Raw genomic sequence first — 16410 nt, forward strand, 5'->3', positions numbered from 1 at the left:
AATGGGTGACCTACTCGATTCGTTCCCTCGTTGCCGCCGACCTGCCGCGCCTGCTCGCGCTCAACAATGCCGCCGTTCCCGCGGTCAATGAGCTGGATGCGCCGGCACTGGCCGCGCTGGTCGACCACAGCCACCTCGCGGTCGCTGTCGTCGCCGACGACGATGCGGCCGCCGAGGTGCTCGGCTTTGCCATCCTCTTTGTCGCCGGCGCCGAGTACGCGAGCGAGAACTATCGCTGGTTCTCCCAGCGATCCAGCGATTTTCTCTACGTCGACCGCATCGTCGTGGCCGACGGTTTTCGCGGGCAGGGGCTCGGCCAGGTGCTCTACGACGCCATCTTCGGTGCGGCCCGCCGCGAACTGCTTGTCGAGGTGCTGTGCGAGGTCAACCTTGAACCGCCGAATCCGGGGTCCCTCGCGTTCCACGGCCGCCTCGGGTTCGCCGAGGTCGGCCAGCTGTCGACGAAGGATGACACTGTCGTCGTGAGCCTGCTCGCGGCATCCGTTTAGCGGTGCGGGCAGACTGTTCTTGATACACAGTTTGGCGGCGAATTCAAGGGGCAGCAGAGAAACACGGAACACCCTATGGTCAATCTGACGCGAGCTACCGCTTGCGCAGAACTGAGCCAAGGGAAACCCCCGCGATGCGACTCACCTGCCCGTTTTGCAAGTCACCCGCTGATTTGAAACCCAACCCCGCGCAGGCCCTGCGCATCACCCTTCCCCTCTACGTCCTCAAGTGCACCGGCTGCGAGCGCACCAGCATCCGCGTCGAACCGGCCAGTCTGCCCCACGTCATCCTCGCGGCGCGCGCCTCGGCCTAAATCGTTCGCCTCCGGGAACAAGACGGCGAAGGTGCCGGCTTGGAACGACTGTGCCCGACCTCAAAGGTCCGGGCATTCATATGCCGGTCACACCGAAATGGATGCCGTCGAGTCGGTCAGTCGCGCCAACGCGGCCTCGGCGTGGTCGCTGAGCCGACTCTCGGCCAGCGGCCCGTCGCCGTTGAACACAGCCTCGGCGATACCGCGATGCTCCGCGATCCACTCCCCGTCGACCCGATCGGAGTCCTGCAGCACGGTCAGGCACATCCGGGTCTCAGTCATTAGGGTGCTGTGGATGCGCGCGAGGCGGCGGCTGCCACTCAGGGCGACGAGACGTTCATGAAAGGCCATGTCGGCGTCGCTCATGGCGGCGCGATCGCCGGTGGCGGCCGCATTCTCCATCTCGGATACCTGGGTCAGCAGTTCCTTGCCGGCCGCGACGTGGTCGGCGCGCACCAGGAGCTTGCAGGCGGCCGATTCAATGGCGGTGCGCAGCACGTACATGTCGCGAATCTCGGCATCCGTCATTTCAATGACGAACAGACCGCGATTGCGGATACTCACCAGCAGGCCTTCCTGCGTCAGCCGTTGCATGGCCTCCCGCAGTGGACCCCGGCTCACGCCGAGTTCACGGGCGAGCTCGGCCTCGCCGAGCTGCGACCCCGGGGCCACCTCGCCGCGTGCGATCGCAAACCTCAGCTTGCGGGCGATGATCGAGGGAGTGGACTCCTGCACGACCGGTTCCAATGAATATCGCTGGGGCATACCCTGCACGGTTCTTTCTCGAATGGATGTCTAGAATCATCTGAAGGCGCCCCACCACACTGTCCATTGTTTACAATTGTAGCTTGGGGCGCCGAAATTGTCGCCCGATCGACGCAATCCCGATTAGGGGGCTTGACAGAGGCTACCGCAAGCCCCGAGTTCGGGTCCTCGGGCGCGCCGGCAGAATCCCGGTTGGGACGCTACGCTGGCGGCATGATCGATGGAGACAGCGCTCACCGTCCAGACCGAGATTCGCAGCCCCACAACACCGCCGACGCCGACCTCGCCCCCAACCATCGCGGCACCCCACTGCCGGGCTACGTCAATGCCTGGGTGTCGACGCAGCGTTGGTTCGGCAACAAGGGGCGAGTTCCCGCGCTGCGCAGCATCGGGCATTTCGCCCTCGACTGTGCCGAGCCGGGAGTCACCATCCGCGTGGATTTCGTGCTCGACACAGCGAGCCTCACTCTCACGCTGTACCAGTTGCCGACCACTGAACGCTTCGAGGAATTGCCCGGCGCCGACAACGCCCTGATCACCGTGCGCCAACCCGGCTCGCTCAACGCCCGCTACATTTACGATGCCGCCTACGATCCCGCCTTCGCTGCCGCGTTGCTGGCATTCATGGAGCGGCAGGACGTGTCCGCGTCCACCAAACCAGCGGCGACCGACCGCTCCGCCACCAGCGCGCGGGGCGAGGACCTGCGCCCGCGTTCCACCGCCCCTTCCAGCACGACGGCCGCAACCGTCATATCGAGTCGGGTGCTCAGCGGAGAGCAATCCAATACCTCGATCATCGTGGAGCGCTTGGACGCGTCCGGATCGCCAGCGGTGCCGATTATTTGCAAGGTCTTCCGAATTATTCATGCGGGAGAGAATCCGGATGTGACGGTGCAGGCTGCGCTGGCCGGTGCCGGCTCAACTCGCATCCCGCTGCCGTTCGGTGCCGTGCTCGGCCAGTGGGACGATCCGGCCGAGCCCGACCAGAGAGCGGTCGGCCACCTGGCATTTGCCCAGGAGTTTCTGCCCAATGCACCGGATGCCTGGCGCACGGCGCTGATCGCCGCCGCCGCTGGCAGTGATTTCACCGGCCCGGCCTTCCGGCTGGGGCAGGCCACCGCCGACGTGCACCACGATCTCGCCCGCACCCTGCCGACCCTGGAGGCGAGCTCCGAAGTCATTGCCGAGGAAATGGCCAAGATGAGACTGCGCTGCAGTCAGACCCTGCGTGAAGTCCCGCTGTTGGCCAAATACCAGAGCGCCATCGAAGCGGTGTTTGCCCGGGCGGAATCCGCGGCGTGGCCCAGACTCCAGCGCATCCACGGTGACTTTCACCTCGGGCAGGTTCTCGACGTGCAGGGCCGCGGCTGGGTGCTGCTGGATTTCGAGGGTGAACCGCTGCGCACTCTGCGGGAACGTACCCGGCCCGATGTCCCGCTGCGCGACGTCGCCGGCATGCTGCGATCCTTCTCCTACGTGTCCGGCGCGATGACGGCGACCACGGCAGAAGCCGCGGTCACCCTCGCCTCAGCCGGTTCGTCGTCCTGTGCGATGACGAAGAATCTGCCGATGATTTCCGATTGGGCAATGGCCTGCCGTGGCGCTTTCCTCGACGGTTACGCGGAACGCTCCGGCCTCAAACTGGCCGAGCAGCTTGCCCTGCTCGAGGCCTTCGAGCTCGACAAAGCTCTCTACGAGGCCGTCTATGAGAGTCGCAATCGACCCGCCTGGCTGCCGATCCCGCTCGCTGCGGTCGAACGGCTGGTCGGCATGCCAGACTGATCCTGGTCCGCAATGCCTAACTGTGGGCCGCCGGGCGCGACCCCGTCCACCGGCCCCGAGTAACGCTCCGATAACGCCCGGCGGCGTAACCTGACGCGCGTTCCGGCACAGTGCCAGCAAGGGACAAAGCACACAGGGAGTAGTTCCATGGCAGAAAATATTTCCGGCCCCGGGGGCGACCAGAAATTCGTTAGTGAGGGTGAATTTCAAGCGGGCGAATCGGCATCCGGTTTCATCTCCGGCGTCACCTTCGGACCAACCAAAGTGGTCTACTACAAGGTCAACAATCTGGCCGTCTTCGAAGGTGACATTGTGCTGGGCACGGTCGCCGAGTTGGAGCAGACCAAGGATGCCGAAAGCCACGACGACGGTCGTGCCCGCGGCGTGGCCATCACCGGCGCGCGCTTTCGATGGCCGAACGCCCACGTTCCGTTTCGGATCAACGCCGCCCTGCCGAACCAGCAGCGGGTGCGCGACGCGATCTCCCACTGGGAGGCCAGCACTCCCATCCGCTTTACCGAGCGCACGGCGGCCAATGCGGGGCAATTCCCCAACTTCATCGAGTTCAGCGATTCTGGCGGATGCTGGTCGATGCTCGGGATGCAGGGTAACGGCATGCAGACCATCAGTTTGGGGACCGGCTGCAGCACCGGTAACGCGATCCACGAGATCGGCCACGCGGTCGGGCTCTGGCACGAACAGAGTCGGGAGGATCGCAACGCCTTCGTGATGATCAACGTGGCCAACATTGAGTCGGGTATGGAGAGTCAGTTCGACCAGCACATCGTCGACGGTGACGATGTCGGTGGGTATGACTACGGCTCGATCATGCACTATCCGCGCACCGCGTTCTCGAAGAATGGGCTTGAGACGATCACCCCGGTGCAGGCCGGAGCGCAGATCGGTCAGCGCACCGCGCTATCGGCCGGTGATATCGCCGCGGTCAACCTCATGTATCCGCAAGCCGCACGGGCCAGTTCGAGCCCGGTGGTGTCGTGGGGTCCGAACCGGTTGGATGCGTTCGTGCTCGGTACCAACCGGGCCGTGTTTCACAAGTGGTTCAGCGGAGCCTGGGGTCCCTCGATCACCGGCTACGAGAACATGGGTGGCATCGCCGAGAGCGTTCCGCAGGCGGTCGCGTGGTCGCCGAACCGGCTCGACCTGTTCGTGACCGGTACCGACAGCGCGCTCTATCACAAGTGGTGGACCGGCAGTTCCTGGGGGCCATCGGTCACCGGCTACGAGTACTTGGGCGGCGTGATTCTCGGCGACCCGCGCGTGGTGTCGTGGGGACCGAACCGGCTCGATGTCTTCGTCGTCGGCAGTGACCACGGGCTGTACCATAAGTGGTTCGGTGGAGCGTGGGGCCCATCGGTCACCGGCTACGAGAACATGGGCGGCATCATTGTGGGCCAGCCCGAAGTCGTCTCCTGGGGCCCGAACCGACTCGACGTGTTCGTGATCGGCACCGACCGGGCGCTTTACCACAAGTGGTGGAACGGCTCAGTCTGGGGTCCGTCGCTCACCGGGTATGAGCGTCTCGGCGGGGTCTGCACCTCGGCGCCGCGGGTCGTCACCTGGGGCCCGAACCGACTCGACATCTTCGTGACCGGCACCGACGGTGCGCTGTACCACAAGTGGTGGAACGGCTCGGCCTGGGGTCCGTCGGTCAACGACTTCGAGCGGCTCGGCGGCATTGTCGTCGGCGAACCCGAGGCCATCTCGTGGGGACCGAACCGGCTCGATCTGTTTGTGATTGGCACCGACAGTGCGCTGTATCACAAGTGGTTCGACGGCAACGCGTGGGGGCCCTCGGTGCTCGGCTACGAAAACATGGGCGGCATCGCCACCTCGCAGCCGCGCGTCGTTTCCTGGGCACCCGGCAGGCTGGACGTGTTCCTGACCGGCACCAACAGCGCGCTGTTTCACAAGTGGTTCAACGGCGCTGCGTGGGGTCCATCGCTCACCGGCTATGAGAGCCTCGGCGGCGTGATCACGTCGTTCGACGAGGCCGAAGTGCGTGCCGGTTCAGACACGCTGAACCGGGACACGGACTGACCCCTTCGGCAGCACCGGGTGGGACTGCGTCGAGACGAAATCCCCCTCGGTGATGTCGGGCCGGTCCGCGGTGGGTTCCCCCGGAGCAGCATCCCCCAGGGGCTGAGTGCGGGGCGCACCGTGGGCCAGGGGTTCGCGCGAATCGAACTCCTGGCGCACGTGCGCCCGCAGATTTAGACGACGGATGCCGTTCTGCGCGTCGGCGGGCACGATCACGGAAAACGGCACCTCGACGGCTTCAGCCGCGGTGAACGCGGGGTGGTCAAAACGTACGCCGCCCACAATGGTGCTGGGAGCATCCGCTCGGGACACGTCTTCGACGAGCACGGTCACGGTGAACGGCCCAACCGGCCGCTCTCCCAATGCGAACGCGATGACGCCGGTCACCATGAAATCTGACTCGGAGTCTCCTCTCATGGCACCCATGGTGCCACCACCAGCGCGATCGTGCTCACCCGGAGATTCGGTCGTGCGCCCCGATGACATCCACCGTCAGGAACGCGGGTCGCCAGCGGCCAGGCCCACGAACATGGAGTCGTGCAAGACCGCAACGTGCTGTCGGATGATGGCGACGGCGGCAATGGGATCGTGTTCGCGCAGGGCTGCCACCAGTCGGGCATGCTCTCGGTTGACGCCGTGCAGGTAGGTCACCGGGTAGGGCAGAAAGTATCGGTACAGCCCGTGCAGCACCGCACCGTACTGCGGTAGCGCCCAGTCCAAGCCGCTGGCCGCGGCCACCCCCAGGTGAAACCGCTCATCGGCCACGTGATAGTCGCTCCAGCTTTGCGCGGCCGCCGCCTGCGCCACCGTCGCCTCGAGCTCGTCGAGTTGCGCGGAGGAAATGCCCAACGCCGCGTGGTGCACGAGCGCGCACTCCAGCAGCACCCGCTCATCGATCAGACGGTGTACGTCGGCCGCATCGGCCAGATAAGCGGTGATCGAGGCGACCGAAACGGATGCCCCCGGCTCGGCCACAAAGGTTCCCCCGCTGCGCCCGCGCTTGCGCTGCAACACGCCCTCATCCGCGAGGCTCTTGAGGGCCCGTCGAGCAGTGATTTCGCTCACGCCGAGCGCTGCGGCCACTTCGCGGTCGGACGGCAATTGCTCGCCCACGACCATCAACCCCAGCTCGATGGCGAGGGCGATGCGGGCGCGCACCGTATCCGTGGCACTCAACCTGGTAATGCCCGATACGGCCGGGTTGGCGAGCGCAGTCACACTGCGGCCGGGTTCGATGGCACCCGCTTCTGGGTGTCGCGCGTCAACCATCACGCTGCCCACAGTAACGGCTCAACACTGGTTAATGGCACGAGACTGGACAAAAGCGATCATTATGATCTATTTTATGTCTTGAGACACGGTTGCCACCGGTACAACTGGTCTCACAGGAGTGAACATGTCTCGTACACTGCGCATTGCAGCCGTCCAGGTAGCCCCGCTGCCCCTCGGCGGGCCGATCGACGACTTCGCTGCTCAGGTGTACCGAGTCCTCGACGATGATCCGCGGGTTCAGTTCGTCGTGTTTCCTGAACTGCACTTGTTCGGCACCGAGCCGGCCGGTCTGGAGATACGGAACGACCGGCTGCGGGCATCCGCGGTGCCGCTGGACGGCGATCTTATCGCTGCGCTCGGAGCAATTGCCCGCCGGGCGGGCGTCTGGCTTCTGCCGGGCAGCATCTGCGAGCGCGGGTCTGCCGGCGAACTCTTCAACACGGCCGTGGTGTTCTCTCCGCAGGGCGATCTGGTGGCCAGCTACCGCAAAATCTTCCCCTGGCGGCCTTACGAGCCGCACGAACCAGGAGACCGGTTCGTCGTATTCGATGCCCCGGGTATCGGCAGGTTCGGGCTGTCGATCTGTTACGACGCTTGGTTTCCCGAGGTCACCAGACACCTGGCCTGGCTGGGCGCCGAGGTCGTACTCAACATCGTCAAGACAACTACACCCGACCGCGTCCAGGAAGTGGTGCTCGCTCAGGCCAATTCCATCGTCAACCAGACGTTCACGGTGAGTGTGAACTGCGCCGGCCCCGTGGGAGAGGGCCGCAGCCTGCTCGTTGACCCGGAGGGTACCATTCTCGCCACATCGACCGACGCCGCGCCCACCGTGCTCGTACGCACCCTCGAACTGGATCACGTCACTCGGGTGCGCCAGCACGGCACGGCCGGCACCAATCGCATGTGGGAACAGTTTCTGCCGACCGACGCTCCGCTCGACCTGCCCCTGTATTCCGGGCGCATCGATCCCAACCGCTGGACCCCTAGCCCCGTCCCGACCCCCCTTGAAACGGAATCCTGACATGACCGGTACACCCACCCTCGCGCGCACGCTCGGCCTGCGCTCTCTCGTTCTGTTTGGCCTGGCCTATATGACGCCGCTAATCGTTCTCGGAATTTTCGGTGTCGTCGCCGAGACCACCGGCGGCGCGAGCGGCTCGGCCTACCTCGTGGCGCTCGTCGCCATGTTGTTCACCGCCTCCAGTTATGGCCGGATGGCTGCGGCATACCCGGTGTCCGGGTCGGCGTACAGCTACGTGCGGCGCACCATCGACTCGCGGGTGGGCTTTCTGGTCGGCTGGGCGGTGCTGCTCGACTACCTCTTCCTCCCCATGGTGATCTGGCTGATCGGTGGCGCCTACCTCGGCGCCCAGTTCCCGGCCGTGCCGGCCTGGGTTTGGATCGTCGGTTTCGTTGTGATCACCACTCTGCTCAATATTCTCGGCATCAAGGTCGCTGACAAGGCCAACTTTCTGCTCATGGCCTTTCAGGTGCTCGTGATCGGAACTTTCGTCGCCCTGTCCATCGCATCGGTCGTCGCCAATCAGGGTGCCGGCGGCCTAATCGACGCATCGCCGTTTGCGAACCCCACGTCCACGTTTGCGGGGATCACGGCCGGTGCGGCCATCGCCGCGTACTCCTTCCTCGGCTTTGACGCGGTCACGACGTTCACCGAGGAGACCATCAACCCGCGCAAGACCGTGCCCCGCGCCATCCTGCTCGTCGCCCTCATCGGTGGCGCCATCTTCGTGCTGGTCTCCTATACGACTCAGCTTGTGCGCCCAGGCGGAACCTTCATCGACTCGTCCTCGGCGGCGTTCGACATTGCCATGCACATCGGTGGCAACCTGTTCGGTGCCGTCTTCCTCGCCGGCCTCGTGATCGCCCAGTTCGCGTCCGGTCTCGCCGCCCAGGCCGCAGCCTCCCGACTACTGTTCGCCATGGGCCGCGACGGCGTGCTACCGCGCCGCATCTTCGGCGAGGTCAGCAAGCGCTTTCGCTCCCCCGTCTTCAACCTCGTCATCATCGGTCTAGTCGGTTTCGTCGCGATCTTCCTCGACGTCGCCACCTCCACCTCCTTCATAAACTTCGGCGCTTTCGTGGCATTCACCATGGTCAATGTCTCGGTCATCTTCTACTTCGTTCGCCAACGCCGCGAAGGCCGCCATCTCAGCCCCCTGTTCTATGTCGCCATTCCCCTGGTCGGCGGCCTGATCACCCTCTACCTGCTCACGCGCCTCGATTCGAACGCAATTGTGCTGGGCCTGGTCTGGCTCACCATCGGAGTCATCGTGCTCGGTATCGTCACGCGCGGATTCCGCCGCCAGCCACCCGAGATGGAATACGTCGAAGCGGACGACGCGGCTCTCCTTGCCGAGACCCACTGACGGCGGGCCAGCACCCCACGGTGCAAGTACCGGGGTGCACGCGCAGCGGTTTAAGCTAACGATGCAAGAGTGACCGGTGTGCGGAAGGTGGGGTGGAGGTGAGAGTCAGCCTCGCACAGATCGAATCTGGCACCAACAAGCTTCACAACCTCGCGCTGATGCAGCAGACCGCGCAACGCGCAGCTGCGGAGGGTGCCAACCTCGTCGTGTTTCCCGAGTACGCCATGTACGAGAAGAAGTCCGTCGACGCGAGCTTCGCGGTCGCCGCGGAACCGGTGACCGGGCCGTTCGTCCGCGCTCTCGCGGCAATTGCGGTTGCTCTGCACATCACGCTCGTAGCGGGAATCGTCGAGACCAACGAGAACGATCCTCGCCCCTTCAACACGATTGTCGTGCTCAGCCCGGACGGCGTCTTGCAAGCCCAGTACCGCAAGATGCACCTCTTCGATTCTTTCGGATTTCGAGAATCGGAGTGGATCTCTCCCGCGGCGGACCTCGCGCCCGTCGTCGCGGAGGTCACAGGGTGCTCCGGCGAGCGGCTGCGGATCGGCCTGATGACCTGCTACGACCTGCGCTTTCCCGAACTCGGCCGCGAATTGGCCGACGCCGGTGCCGACCTCGTGTTGGTCTGTTCCTCGTGGGTTCCCGGGCCGCAGAAAGACGACCAGTGGCGCGTCCTCGCCCAAGCGCGCGCCATTGAAAACTCTTATTTCGTCGGAGCGGTCTCGCAGTGCCCGCCGATCTCGATCGGGCGCAGCCTGCTCGTCGATCCCGCCGGCCGGGTGCTCGGCGAGCTGGGCCTGCAGCCGGGCATGCTCACCGTCGACGTCGACCCAGATCAGGTGCGGCAGGCGCGCCAGCGAAATCCCGCTCTCCACCACCGCCGCCACACCATCCAGCCGCGAACCTAGACCTGCCGCATCCGGTGGACCGGGACGTCGCCGCGCGGGAGTTACGCCAGTGCGCGGGAGTTCGACCTCCCGCGCAGCGGCGCAGCTCCCGCGAATCGCGGAGTTACGGGGAGTCAGGAGGCCGAGCGGGTGCGCTTGGGTTTGGGCTTGGCCCGGTCACGGCTGGCCGCGACGCTGCGGCGCAGGGCTTCCATCAGGTCGAGCACCTCGCCGCCCTCGCCGTCGTTCGAGGTCTGGCCGAACGTCTCCCCGGTCCATACGGCATCGCCGCTCTTCAGTTTCGCCTCGATCACCGCCCTCAACTCGTCTTGATAGTCGTCGCTGAAGGCATCCGGTGCGAAATCGGCCGCGAACGACTCGACCAGCGCCGCCGACAGGTCCAGCTCCTTGGCGCTTATGTTAACCCGCTCGTCGAGGGACCCGAATTTCGCCTCGCGCACCTCGTCATCCCAGAGCAGGGACTGCAGCATCAGCACGTCGCCGTGCACCCGCAGCGCGCCCAGCCGGGTTTTCTGCCGAAGCGCGAAGTGCACGATCGCCGTACGATTAGTGGCCTCGAGCGTGCGGCGAAGCAGCACGTACGCCTTCGACGACTTGCCGTCTGGCTCGAGAAAATAGCTCTTGTCGAGCATGATCGGATCGATCTGGTCGCTCGGCACGAACTCGACCACGTCGATCTCCTTGCTGTGCGCTGAGGGCAGCGAGGCGAAGTCCTCGGCGCTGAGCACCACGGTCTGCTCGCCGTTGTCGAAGGCCTTGTCGATGTGGTCATACGGAACGACCTTGGAACACTCTTCACACCGACGTTGATAGCGGATGCGTCCCCCATCGGCATCGTGCACCTGGTGCAGCGAGACGTCGTGATCTTCGGTGGCGCTGTACACCTTGACGGGCACGTTGACGAGTCCGAAGGTGATCGCACCGGTCCAGATGCTTCTCATGCGACCAGTACACACCCGATCGAAGAATCCGTCGACCGCACGATTTTCTGGCGCGCGCGGCACAGTTGACGCACGTTCAGGCCAGTCGTCTCCTAGTCGACCGCACGATTTGGGGGCACAGTTGACGCATGAACGCCAGCAGCCAGGTGGCATCCGTCGAGGGACACCGCATCACGCTCACTCACCTGGACAAGGTGCTGTATCCCGAGACGGGCACTACCAAGGCCGACGTGCTCAGCTACTACGCGGCCATAGCGGACGTGCTCATTCCACACGCGGCCAATCGCCCGGCCACCCGCAAACGCTGGGTGCACGGTGTCGGAACGCCGGGCGACCCCGGCCCGATGTTCTTTCAGAAAAACCTCGAGGCGGCGACGCCGAGCTGGGTGAAGCGGCACGAGATCCAGCACAAGGACCATGTCAACGGCTACCCGTTGGTCAACGACCTGGCCACGTTGACCTGGCTCGGCCAGATGAGCTCCCTCGAGATTCACGTGCCGCAGTGGCAGTTCGGCCGCACCGGCACCCCGCGCAATCCGGACCGGCTCGTGCTCGATCTTGACCCGGGGCCGGGCGTCGGGCTGCTCGAGTGCGCCGAGGTAGCGCGCTGGGCCCAGGCGATTCTGCAGGACATGGGGCTGGAAGCGATGCCGGTCACCAGCGGGAGCAAGGGCATCCACTTATATGCGGCGCTCGACCTGTCCTACACCTCCGACCAGGTGTCGGCGGTCGCGCACGAGCTGGCCAGGGCGCTCGAGGCCGACCACCGCGACCTGGTCGTCAGCGACATGAGAAAGATGCTGCGACCGGGAAAGGTGTTCGTCGACTGGAGCCAGAACAACGCCGCGAAGACCACGATCACGCCCTACTCGCTGCGCGGACGCAGCCACCCGATGGTCGCGACCCCGCGCACCTGGAAGGAGCTCGCCTCGTCCGACCTGCAGCAGCTCGACTACAAGCAGGTGCTGGCCCGCCTGAAGCGGCGGGACGATCCGCTCGCGCAGCTCAGTGCCGGGTCATTCGAGCATGCGGCACGCGTGGCCACTATCGACCCCGTCACACCGGACCGGCTCACGGTGTACCGCGACAAGCGGGACGCGAGCAAGACACCGGAGCCGGTGCCGGCATCCGTTCCGGAATTGCATCCGGGCGAGACCGCCGGGCAGAGTTTCGTCATTCAGGAGCACCACGCCCGCAACCTGCACTGGGATTTCCGCCTCGAACACGACGGGGTGCTGGTGTCGTGGGCTCTGCCGCGCGGCGTGCCGGTGTCGCCGACCCAGAACCGGCTTGCGGTTCACGTGGAGGACCATCCGCGCGAATACGGCAGCTTTGAAGGAAACATTCCGGTTGGAGAATATGGTGCCGGCGACGTCTCGATCTGGGATCGCGGCGACTACGACCTCGAAAAATGGCGCGACGACGAAGTGATCGTGACTCTGCACGGCGAACCCCACGCCGGACTCGGCGGCACCGCCCGGTTCGCCCTGATTCGCACGAGCGCGAGGCGCGGGGCGGCGAACAACTGGCTGATTCACCGGATGAAGCCACGCGACGGGGCTGCCGGTTCACACACCAACGCTCGCCCGACCGCCGGGCAGATCGGTCACCCGCCGCCCAAGAACGCCTACTCCCCCATGCTCGCCGCCGCCGGCTCCGAAGCCGACCTCGGCGACGACGACTGGGCGTTCGAGGTGAAGTGGGACGGCATGCGGGCGCTCGCCTACGTCTCCCCGGCCGAGCAGGGCGTGCGTCTGGTCACCCGCAACGGGCACGATGTGACCGTGTCCTATCCCGATCTCACGACCGATTTGCTCGCCGCGCTGGCCACCACCGAAACGGATGCCGCGGTGCTCGACGGCGAGATCGTGGCCGTCGACCCGCGCGGACGCCCCGATTTCGGGCTGCTGCAAACCCGTATGAGGCTGACCGACCCGCGGGAGGTGGCTGCTGCGGCGAAGAAGACTCCGGTGCAGTTCATGCTGTTCGACCTGCTCGAACTGAACGGCCATCCGCTCACCGGGTTGCCCTATGCCGAGCGACGCAGCCGACTGGAGGCCGCCGTCACCGCGACCGGTATCACCCGGCTGCCGCCACGGTTTGACGGTGACTTCACCGAGGCCTTCCAGACCAGCCGCCAGCTCGGGCTCGAAGGCATCATGGCTAAACGACAGGATGGCCGTTACAGCGCGGGGCGCCGGTCGCGAGACTGGGTGAAAATCAAACACTTTCGCACCCAGGAGGTCGTAGTCGGCGGCTGGCGGCCCGGCAAAGGAAACCGGTCGGGCACGATCGGATCCCTGCTGCTCGGGGTTCCCACCGACGGGGCCTTGCGCTACGTCGGCCGGGTCGGCACCGGGTTCGCCGACCGCGACCTGGCCAGCATCCACACAATTCTGAAGCGACTGGTGCGCAAGACGACACCGTTCAGCGACATTCCCCAAGCGGATGCCGCCAGCGCGGTCTGGGTGCGCCCGTCCCAGGTCGCCGAGGTTGAGTTCGCCGAATGGACCGCGACCGGCCGGCTGCGTCAGCCGTCCTGGCGAGGCTGGCGTCCCGACAAGACCCCGGGCGAAATTGTCACCGAATGATGTACGCGCGATCTAGCATTACCCCATGGTGAGTGATCGGCATCCGGAAGGATCAGCGACACCACGCGCGAAACGCATCACGCGTCGGTGGCCGCTGATCAGCGGTCTCGGTGCGCTCGCTCTCACAATCGCCCTCGGCTATCTGGTGCTGCTCCGTGGCACCGCTGACACCATCGATGCCGGGTCACTCGCCATCGACCGGTCCTGGCTTGCCTGGATCGATCGGTTTCGCGGGCCGACCCTGGACGTGCCAGCGCTGGTATTGGATTACCTCGGCTTCGGGCTCATGGCGTCGCTGCTGATTCCCGCGCTGATCGTGGGCGTTCTGCTGCTGGCCCGGCGGTATTGGGCGGTCGGGTTCTACCTCGCAGCGACGATACTCACCGGCGGCGCCGTGCAGGTGCTCAAGAATTTGTTCGGGAGAACCCGGCCCCAGGACATTCTGGTGAGTGTCGATTTTGGGTCGTTTCCCTCGGGGCACGTAGCAAACGCGGCCGTCATGGCCACCATTTTCGCACTCCTTTTTTCACGATGGTGGGTCTGGATACTCGGAGCTGCCTACACTCTGGCCATGATGATCAGCCGCACCTACCTGGGAGCGCATTGGCTGACCGACACGATCGGCGCCGTACTGCTCGGCGTGGGCATCGCCGTTGTAGTCTGGGCGCCGTTGGCGGCAAAACTCGACGGCGAACGCCGGTTGCGCGCCGCCGAACATTTGAAACGGCACTGACACTCTTCTACCGAAAGGACGAACAGATGGGCGGTATCCGGTCCGCAACGGTGTGGCGCACCCGCTACGGAAAGTTTGTCGTCGACGCCCGGCCGCTGTCCACGGCCACGCGTCGGCAATTGCGCCTGACCGCCATCGCCCTGGCCGGTGTCGGCATCCTGCTCTTCATCGGCGTGCTCATTGACGTGCTGCAACCGGACCGGTCGTCGTTCTACGATTCGCCGGTTCGCGAGTGGCTCGTCGACAACCGCTCGCCGACCCTGACGCTGATCATGATCGGTCTGGCCATCATCTTCGGGCCGGTCGCGTTGCCGATCATCGTGCTGGTTTTGACCGTCGCCTGGGGGGTCTGGGGCAAGCACGCGTGGCGACCGCTCCTACTCGCCATAGCCATGCTCACCGGGGTCATTCTGGCGCAGATTCTGGCGCCGCTCATCGCCCGCAGCCGCCCACCGATCGAGCTGATGCTGTTCGGCGCCGACCACTCGTACTCGTTTCCGTCGGGGCACGTTCTCGGTGCTGCCGATTTCGTACTGGTGCTGACCTACCTGGTCGTGTCCCGGCGCCCCGGTCGGCGTGCTGCCATCATCGGGTTCAGCATCGCGGCGCTCTGCATCGGGGTCGCCGCGATCAGCCGTCTCTATCTCGGCTATCACTGGGCAACGGATGCCCTCGCCTCACTGTCGATCTCGCTCGTCGTGCTCAGCGGGGTGATCGCCTGGGACACCCGTCATGCGTCCCGCGGACTACAATCGGGCGCGGCGGGCGCGAACGAAGCAGTACAGGCCGTAAGCGATCAGGCCGACACCGATCAGGATCAGGGCAATGGTTCCGAACGGCAGGGCGGCGAGCGCCTTGAGCGCCCCGTCGAGCCCGGTGGATTTGCTGGCATCATTGGTGACCGCGGCGACGCCGACGAGGATCGCGGCCACGGCGAGCGCAATGCCCTTGGCGACGTAGCCGACAACTCCGAGGGCGATGACCGCGCGGCCGGCCGATCCGGCCGGCACGGCGAGGTCTGACCGGAACTTCCGCGCTGCACCCTTGTAGATGAAATAGCCGCCGACACCGAGCACGGCCACACCGGCCAGGAACAGCACGATGACGCCGCCCGGCGAGGACAGCAACGACGAACTGGCGCTCTGCGTACTGCCGGCCGAACTCGACGCACCGCCCCGGGCGAAGGTCAACGCCGTGACGCCGAGGGCGATGTAAACGATGGCTTTGGCAATGTTGGCCAGACGACGCGCCCATTTTCGTTTGGGCTCGCCCTGCATCACGAATGCGGAGACGACCAGCCACAGCCCGAGGGCGAACATGCCGACCACGACGGTCCACAGCAAAAACACCCCGCCCGGGCTCGAGGCCAGCTGGGCGAGTGCCCCGCTTTGGTCGGCGGAGCCGCTGCCCGCACCGATCGCCACGGTAATCGCGATCGACCCGATCAGGACGTGCAGCAGCCCGTTGACAGCGAACCCCAGCCGGGCCAGCAGTTGCAGTGCCGAACTGTTGCTCGCGTCGCGAGCGATGCGTGTCGCCGATGAATTCATCACGGGCTCAGCCTAGGTCGACACACGCCGTCGCGCGCAGAAATTTTCCTTGGCCGACGTACCAACAAGTCACCGGGTGACGTCGTCCCGAAATTCCGCGTCACCGGGCTCGGAGCCAACCCCGGACTCGGCAGCGACACCGGCGATATTGACCATCCAACTGGTGCCGAATTTGTCGACCAGCATGCCGAAGCTGTCGCCCCAGGGCGCCTTGTTGAGCGGCATCGTGACGGAGCCGCCCTGCACCAGCTTCTCCCAGTACCCGGTCAGTTCGGCCTCGTCCTCACCACTGAGGGAGACGGTGACGCTGCTGCTCGTGGGAAGGTCCATGCTTTTGGGGGTGTCTGAGGCCATCAGCGAGAATCCGCTCGGGGTGGTCAGCTCGGAGTGCATGATCTTGTCCTGCTCGGCCGGGTCTTCACTGGCCTGGTATTCACCGAAGGTGCTGCGGGTGATTTCACCCCCGAAGACGCTCTGGTAGAAGTCCATCGCTACGCGGGCGTTGTCGCGAAAGCCGAGGTACGGGTTGAGACGACTGCTCATGGTTCGTTCTCCTTTATTGTCGGGTGGCCCTGTGATTATCGCCCCGATCGG

15 protein-coding genes and 1 pseudogene are annotated in these 16410 nt (G+C 65.3%); 10 read left to right on the forward strand and 6 right to left on the reverse strand.

Annotation, left to right across the window (positions count from 1 at the left end):
* Window positions 1–5 precede the first annotated feature (5 nt).
* Window positions 6–509 (forward strand): GNAT family N-acetyltransferase, encoded by a 504-nt coding sequence (locus tag E3T31_RS04750; protein WP_241977654.1) that lies wholly within the window; start codon window positions 6–8, stop codon window positions 507–509.
* A gap of 173 nt (window positions 510–682) precedes the next feature.
* The gene (locus E3T31_RS17655) at window positions 683–823 is read left to right on the forward strand and encodes a hypothetical protein (protein WP_166788387.1); all 141 of its coding nucleotides are present in this window, start codon (window positions 683–685) and stop codon (window positions 821–823) included.
* A gap of 87 nt (window positions 824–910) precedes the next feature.
* Here the strand turns inward: E3T31_RS17655 and E3T31_RS04755 are convergent, their stop codons facing one another.
* Complete coding sequence (locus E3T31_RS04755) at window positions 911–1588, reverse strand: GntR family transcriptional regulator (protein WP_134467718.1); 678 nt, start codon at window positions 1586–1588, stop codon at window positions 911–913.
* Window positions 1589–1801: 213 nt separating this feature from the next.
* Between E3T31_RS04755 and E3T31_RS04760 the strand changes: the two genes are divergently transcribed.
* Together E3T31_RS04760 and E3T31_RS04765 are read left to right on the forward strand one after the other, a co-directional pair.
* Window positions 1802–3370: a phosphotransferase gene (locus tag E3T31_RS04760; RefSeq protein WP_134467719.1), complete on the forward strand. Its 1569-nt coding sequence runs from the start codon at window positions 1802–1804 to the stop codon at window positions 3368–3370.
* A gap of 147 nt (window positions 3371–3517) precedes the next feature.
* Entirely contained in the window at window positions 3518–5428 is a 1911-nt protein-coding gene (locus E3T31_RS04765) for a M12 family metallopeptidase (protein WP_134467720.1), read from the forward strand.
* Here the strand turns inward: E3T31_RS04765 and E3T31_RS04770 are convergent.
* Together E3T31_RS04770 and E3T31_RS04775 are read right to left on the reverse strand one after the other, a co-directional pair.
* Window positions 5399–5854: a hypothetical protein gene (locus tag E3T31_RS04770; RefSeq protein ID WP_134467721.1), complete on the reverse strand. Its 456-nt coding sequence runs from the start codon at window positions 5852–5854 to the stop codon at window positions 5399–5401. The two genes, E3T31_RS04765 and E3T31_RS04770, sit on opposite strands and share 30 nt — an antisense overlap.
* A 66-nt stretch (window positions 5855–5920) precedes the next feature.
* Window positions 5921–6697 (reverse strand): FadR/GntR family transcriptional regulator, encoded by a 777-nt coding sequence (locus E3T31_RS04775; RefSeq protein ID WP_241977673.1) that lies wholly within the window; start codon window positions 6695–6697, stop codon window positions 5921–5923.
* A 127-nt stretch (window positions 6698–6824) separates the two neighbouring features.
* Between E3T31_RS04775 and E3T31_RS04780 the strand changes: the two genes are divergently transcribed.
* The 3 genes from E3T31_RS04780 to E3T31_RS04790 all read left to right on the forward strand — a co-directional run bounded on the left by E3T31_RS04780 (window position 6825) and on the right by E3T31_RS04790 (window position 10001).
* On the forward strand, window positions 6825–7724 hold the full coding sequence (locus E3T31_RS04780; protein WP_174844847.1) for a carbon-nitrogen hydrolase family protein: 900 nt from the start codon (window positions 6825–6827) through the stop codon (window positions 7722–7724).
* A gap of 1 nt (window position 7725) precedes the next feature.
* Window positions 7726–9090: an APC family permease gene (locus E3T31_RS04785; protein WP_134467722.1), complete on the forward strand. Its 1365-nt coding sequence runs from the start codon at window positions 7726–7728 to the stop codon at window positions 9088–9090.
* A 98-nt stretch (window positions 9091–9188) separates the two neighbouring features.
* On the forward strand, window positions 9189–10001 hold the full coding sequence (locus E3T31_RS04790) for a carbon-nitrogen hydrolase family protein (RefSeq protein ID WP_134467723.1): 813 nt from the start codon (window positions 9189–9191) through the stop codon (window positions 9999–10001).
* A 113-nt stretch (window positions 10002–10114) separates the two neighbouring features.
* Here the strand turns inward: E3T31_RS04790 and E3T31_RS04795 are convergent, their stop codons facing one another.
* Window positions 10115–10942: a Ku protein gene (locus tag E3T31_RS04795; protein ID WP_134467724.1), complete on the reverse strand. Its 828-nt coding sequence runs from the start codon at window positions 10940–10942 to the stop codon at window positions 10115–10117.
* A gap of 128 nt (window positions 10943–11070) precedes the next feature.
* On the opposite strand from E3T31_RS04795, the gene E3T31_RS04800 reads away from it, so the two are divergent.
* From E3T31_RS04800 to E3T31_RS18490, 3 genes and pseudogenes are all read left to right on the forward strand, one after another.
* A complete protein-coding gene (locus tag E3T31_RS04800; RefSeq protein WP_134467725.1) occupies window positions 11071–13533 on the forward strand; it encodes an ATP-dependent DNA ligase in 2463 nt (820 codons plus the stop codon).
* 25 nt (window positions 13534–13558) lie between these two features.
* Window positions 13559–14266, forward strand: coding sequence for a phosphatase PAP2 family protein (locus E3T31_RS18185; RefSeq protein ID WP_241977655.1), 708 nt, complete (start codon window positions 13559–13561; stop codon window positions 14264–14266).
* A 272-nt stretch (window positions 14267–14538) separates the two neighbouring features.
* Window positions 14539–14985 (forward strand): annotated as a pseudogene (locus tag E3T31_RS18490) (phosphatase PAP2 family protein); the annotation flags it as partial.
* A gap of 27 nt (window positions 14986–15012) precedes the next feature.
* On the opposite strand, the gene E3T31_RS04815 reads toward E3T31_RS18490, so the two are convergent.
* Both E3T31_RS04815 and E3T31_RS04820 read right to left on the reverse strand, forming a co-directional pair.
* On the reverse strand, window positions 15013–15816 hold the full coding sequence (locus tag E3T31_RS04815; RefSeq protein WP_134467873.1) for a DUF1206 domain-containing protein: 804 nt from the start codon (window positions 15814–15816) through the stop codon (window positions 15013–15015).
* A 69-nt stretch (window positions 15817–15885) separates the two neighbouring features.
* Complete coding sequence (locus E3T31_RS04820; RefSeq protein ID WP_134467726.1) at window positions 15886–16359, reverse strand: VOC family protein; 474 nt, start codon at window positions 16357–16359, stop codon at window positions 15886–15888.
* Window positions 16360–16410: the final 51 nt, after the last annotated feature.

The sequence above is a fragment of the Cryobacterium sp. TMS1-13-1 genome, assembly GCF_004403125.1.
In the GTDB taxonomy this organism is placed as follows: Bacteria; Actinomycetota; Actinomycetes; order Actinomycetales; family Microbacteriaceae; genus Cryobacterium; species Cryobacterium levicorallinum.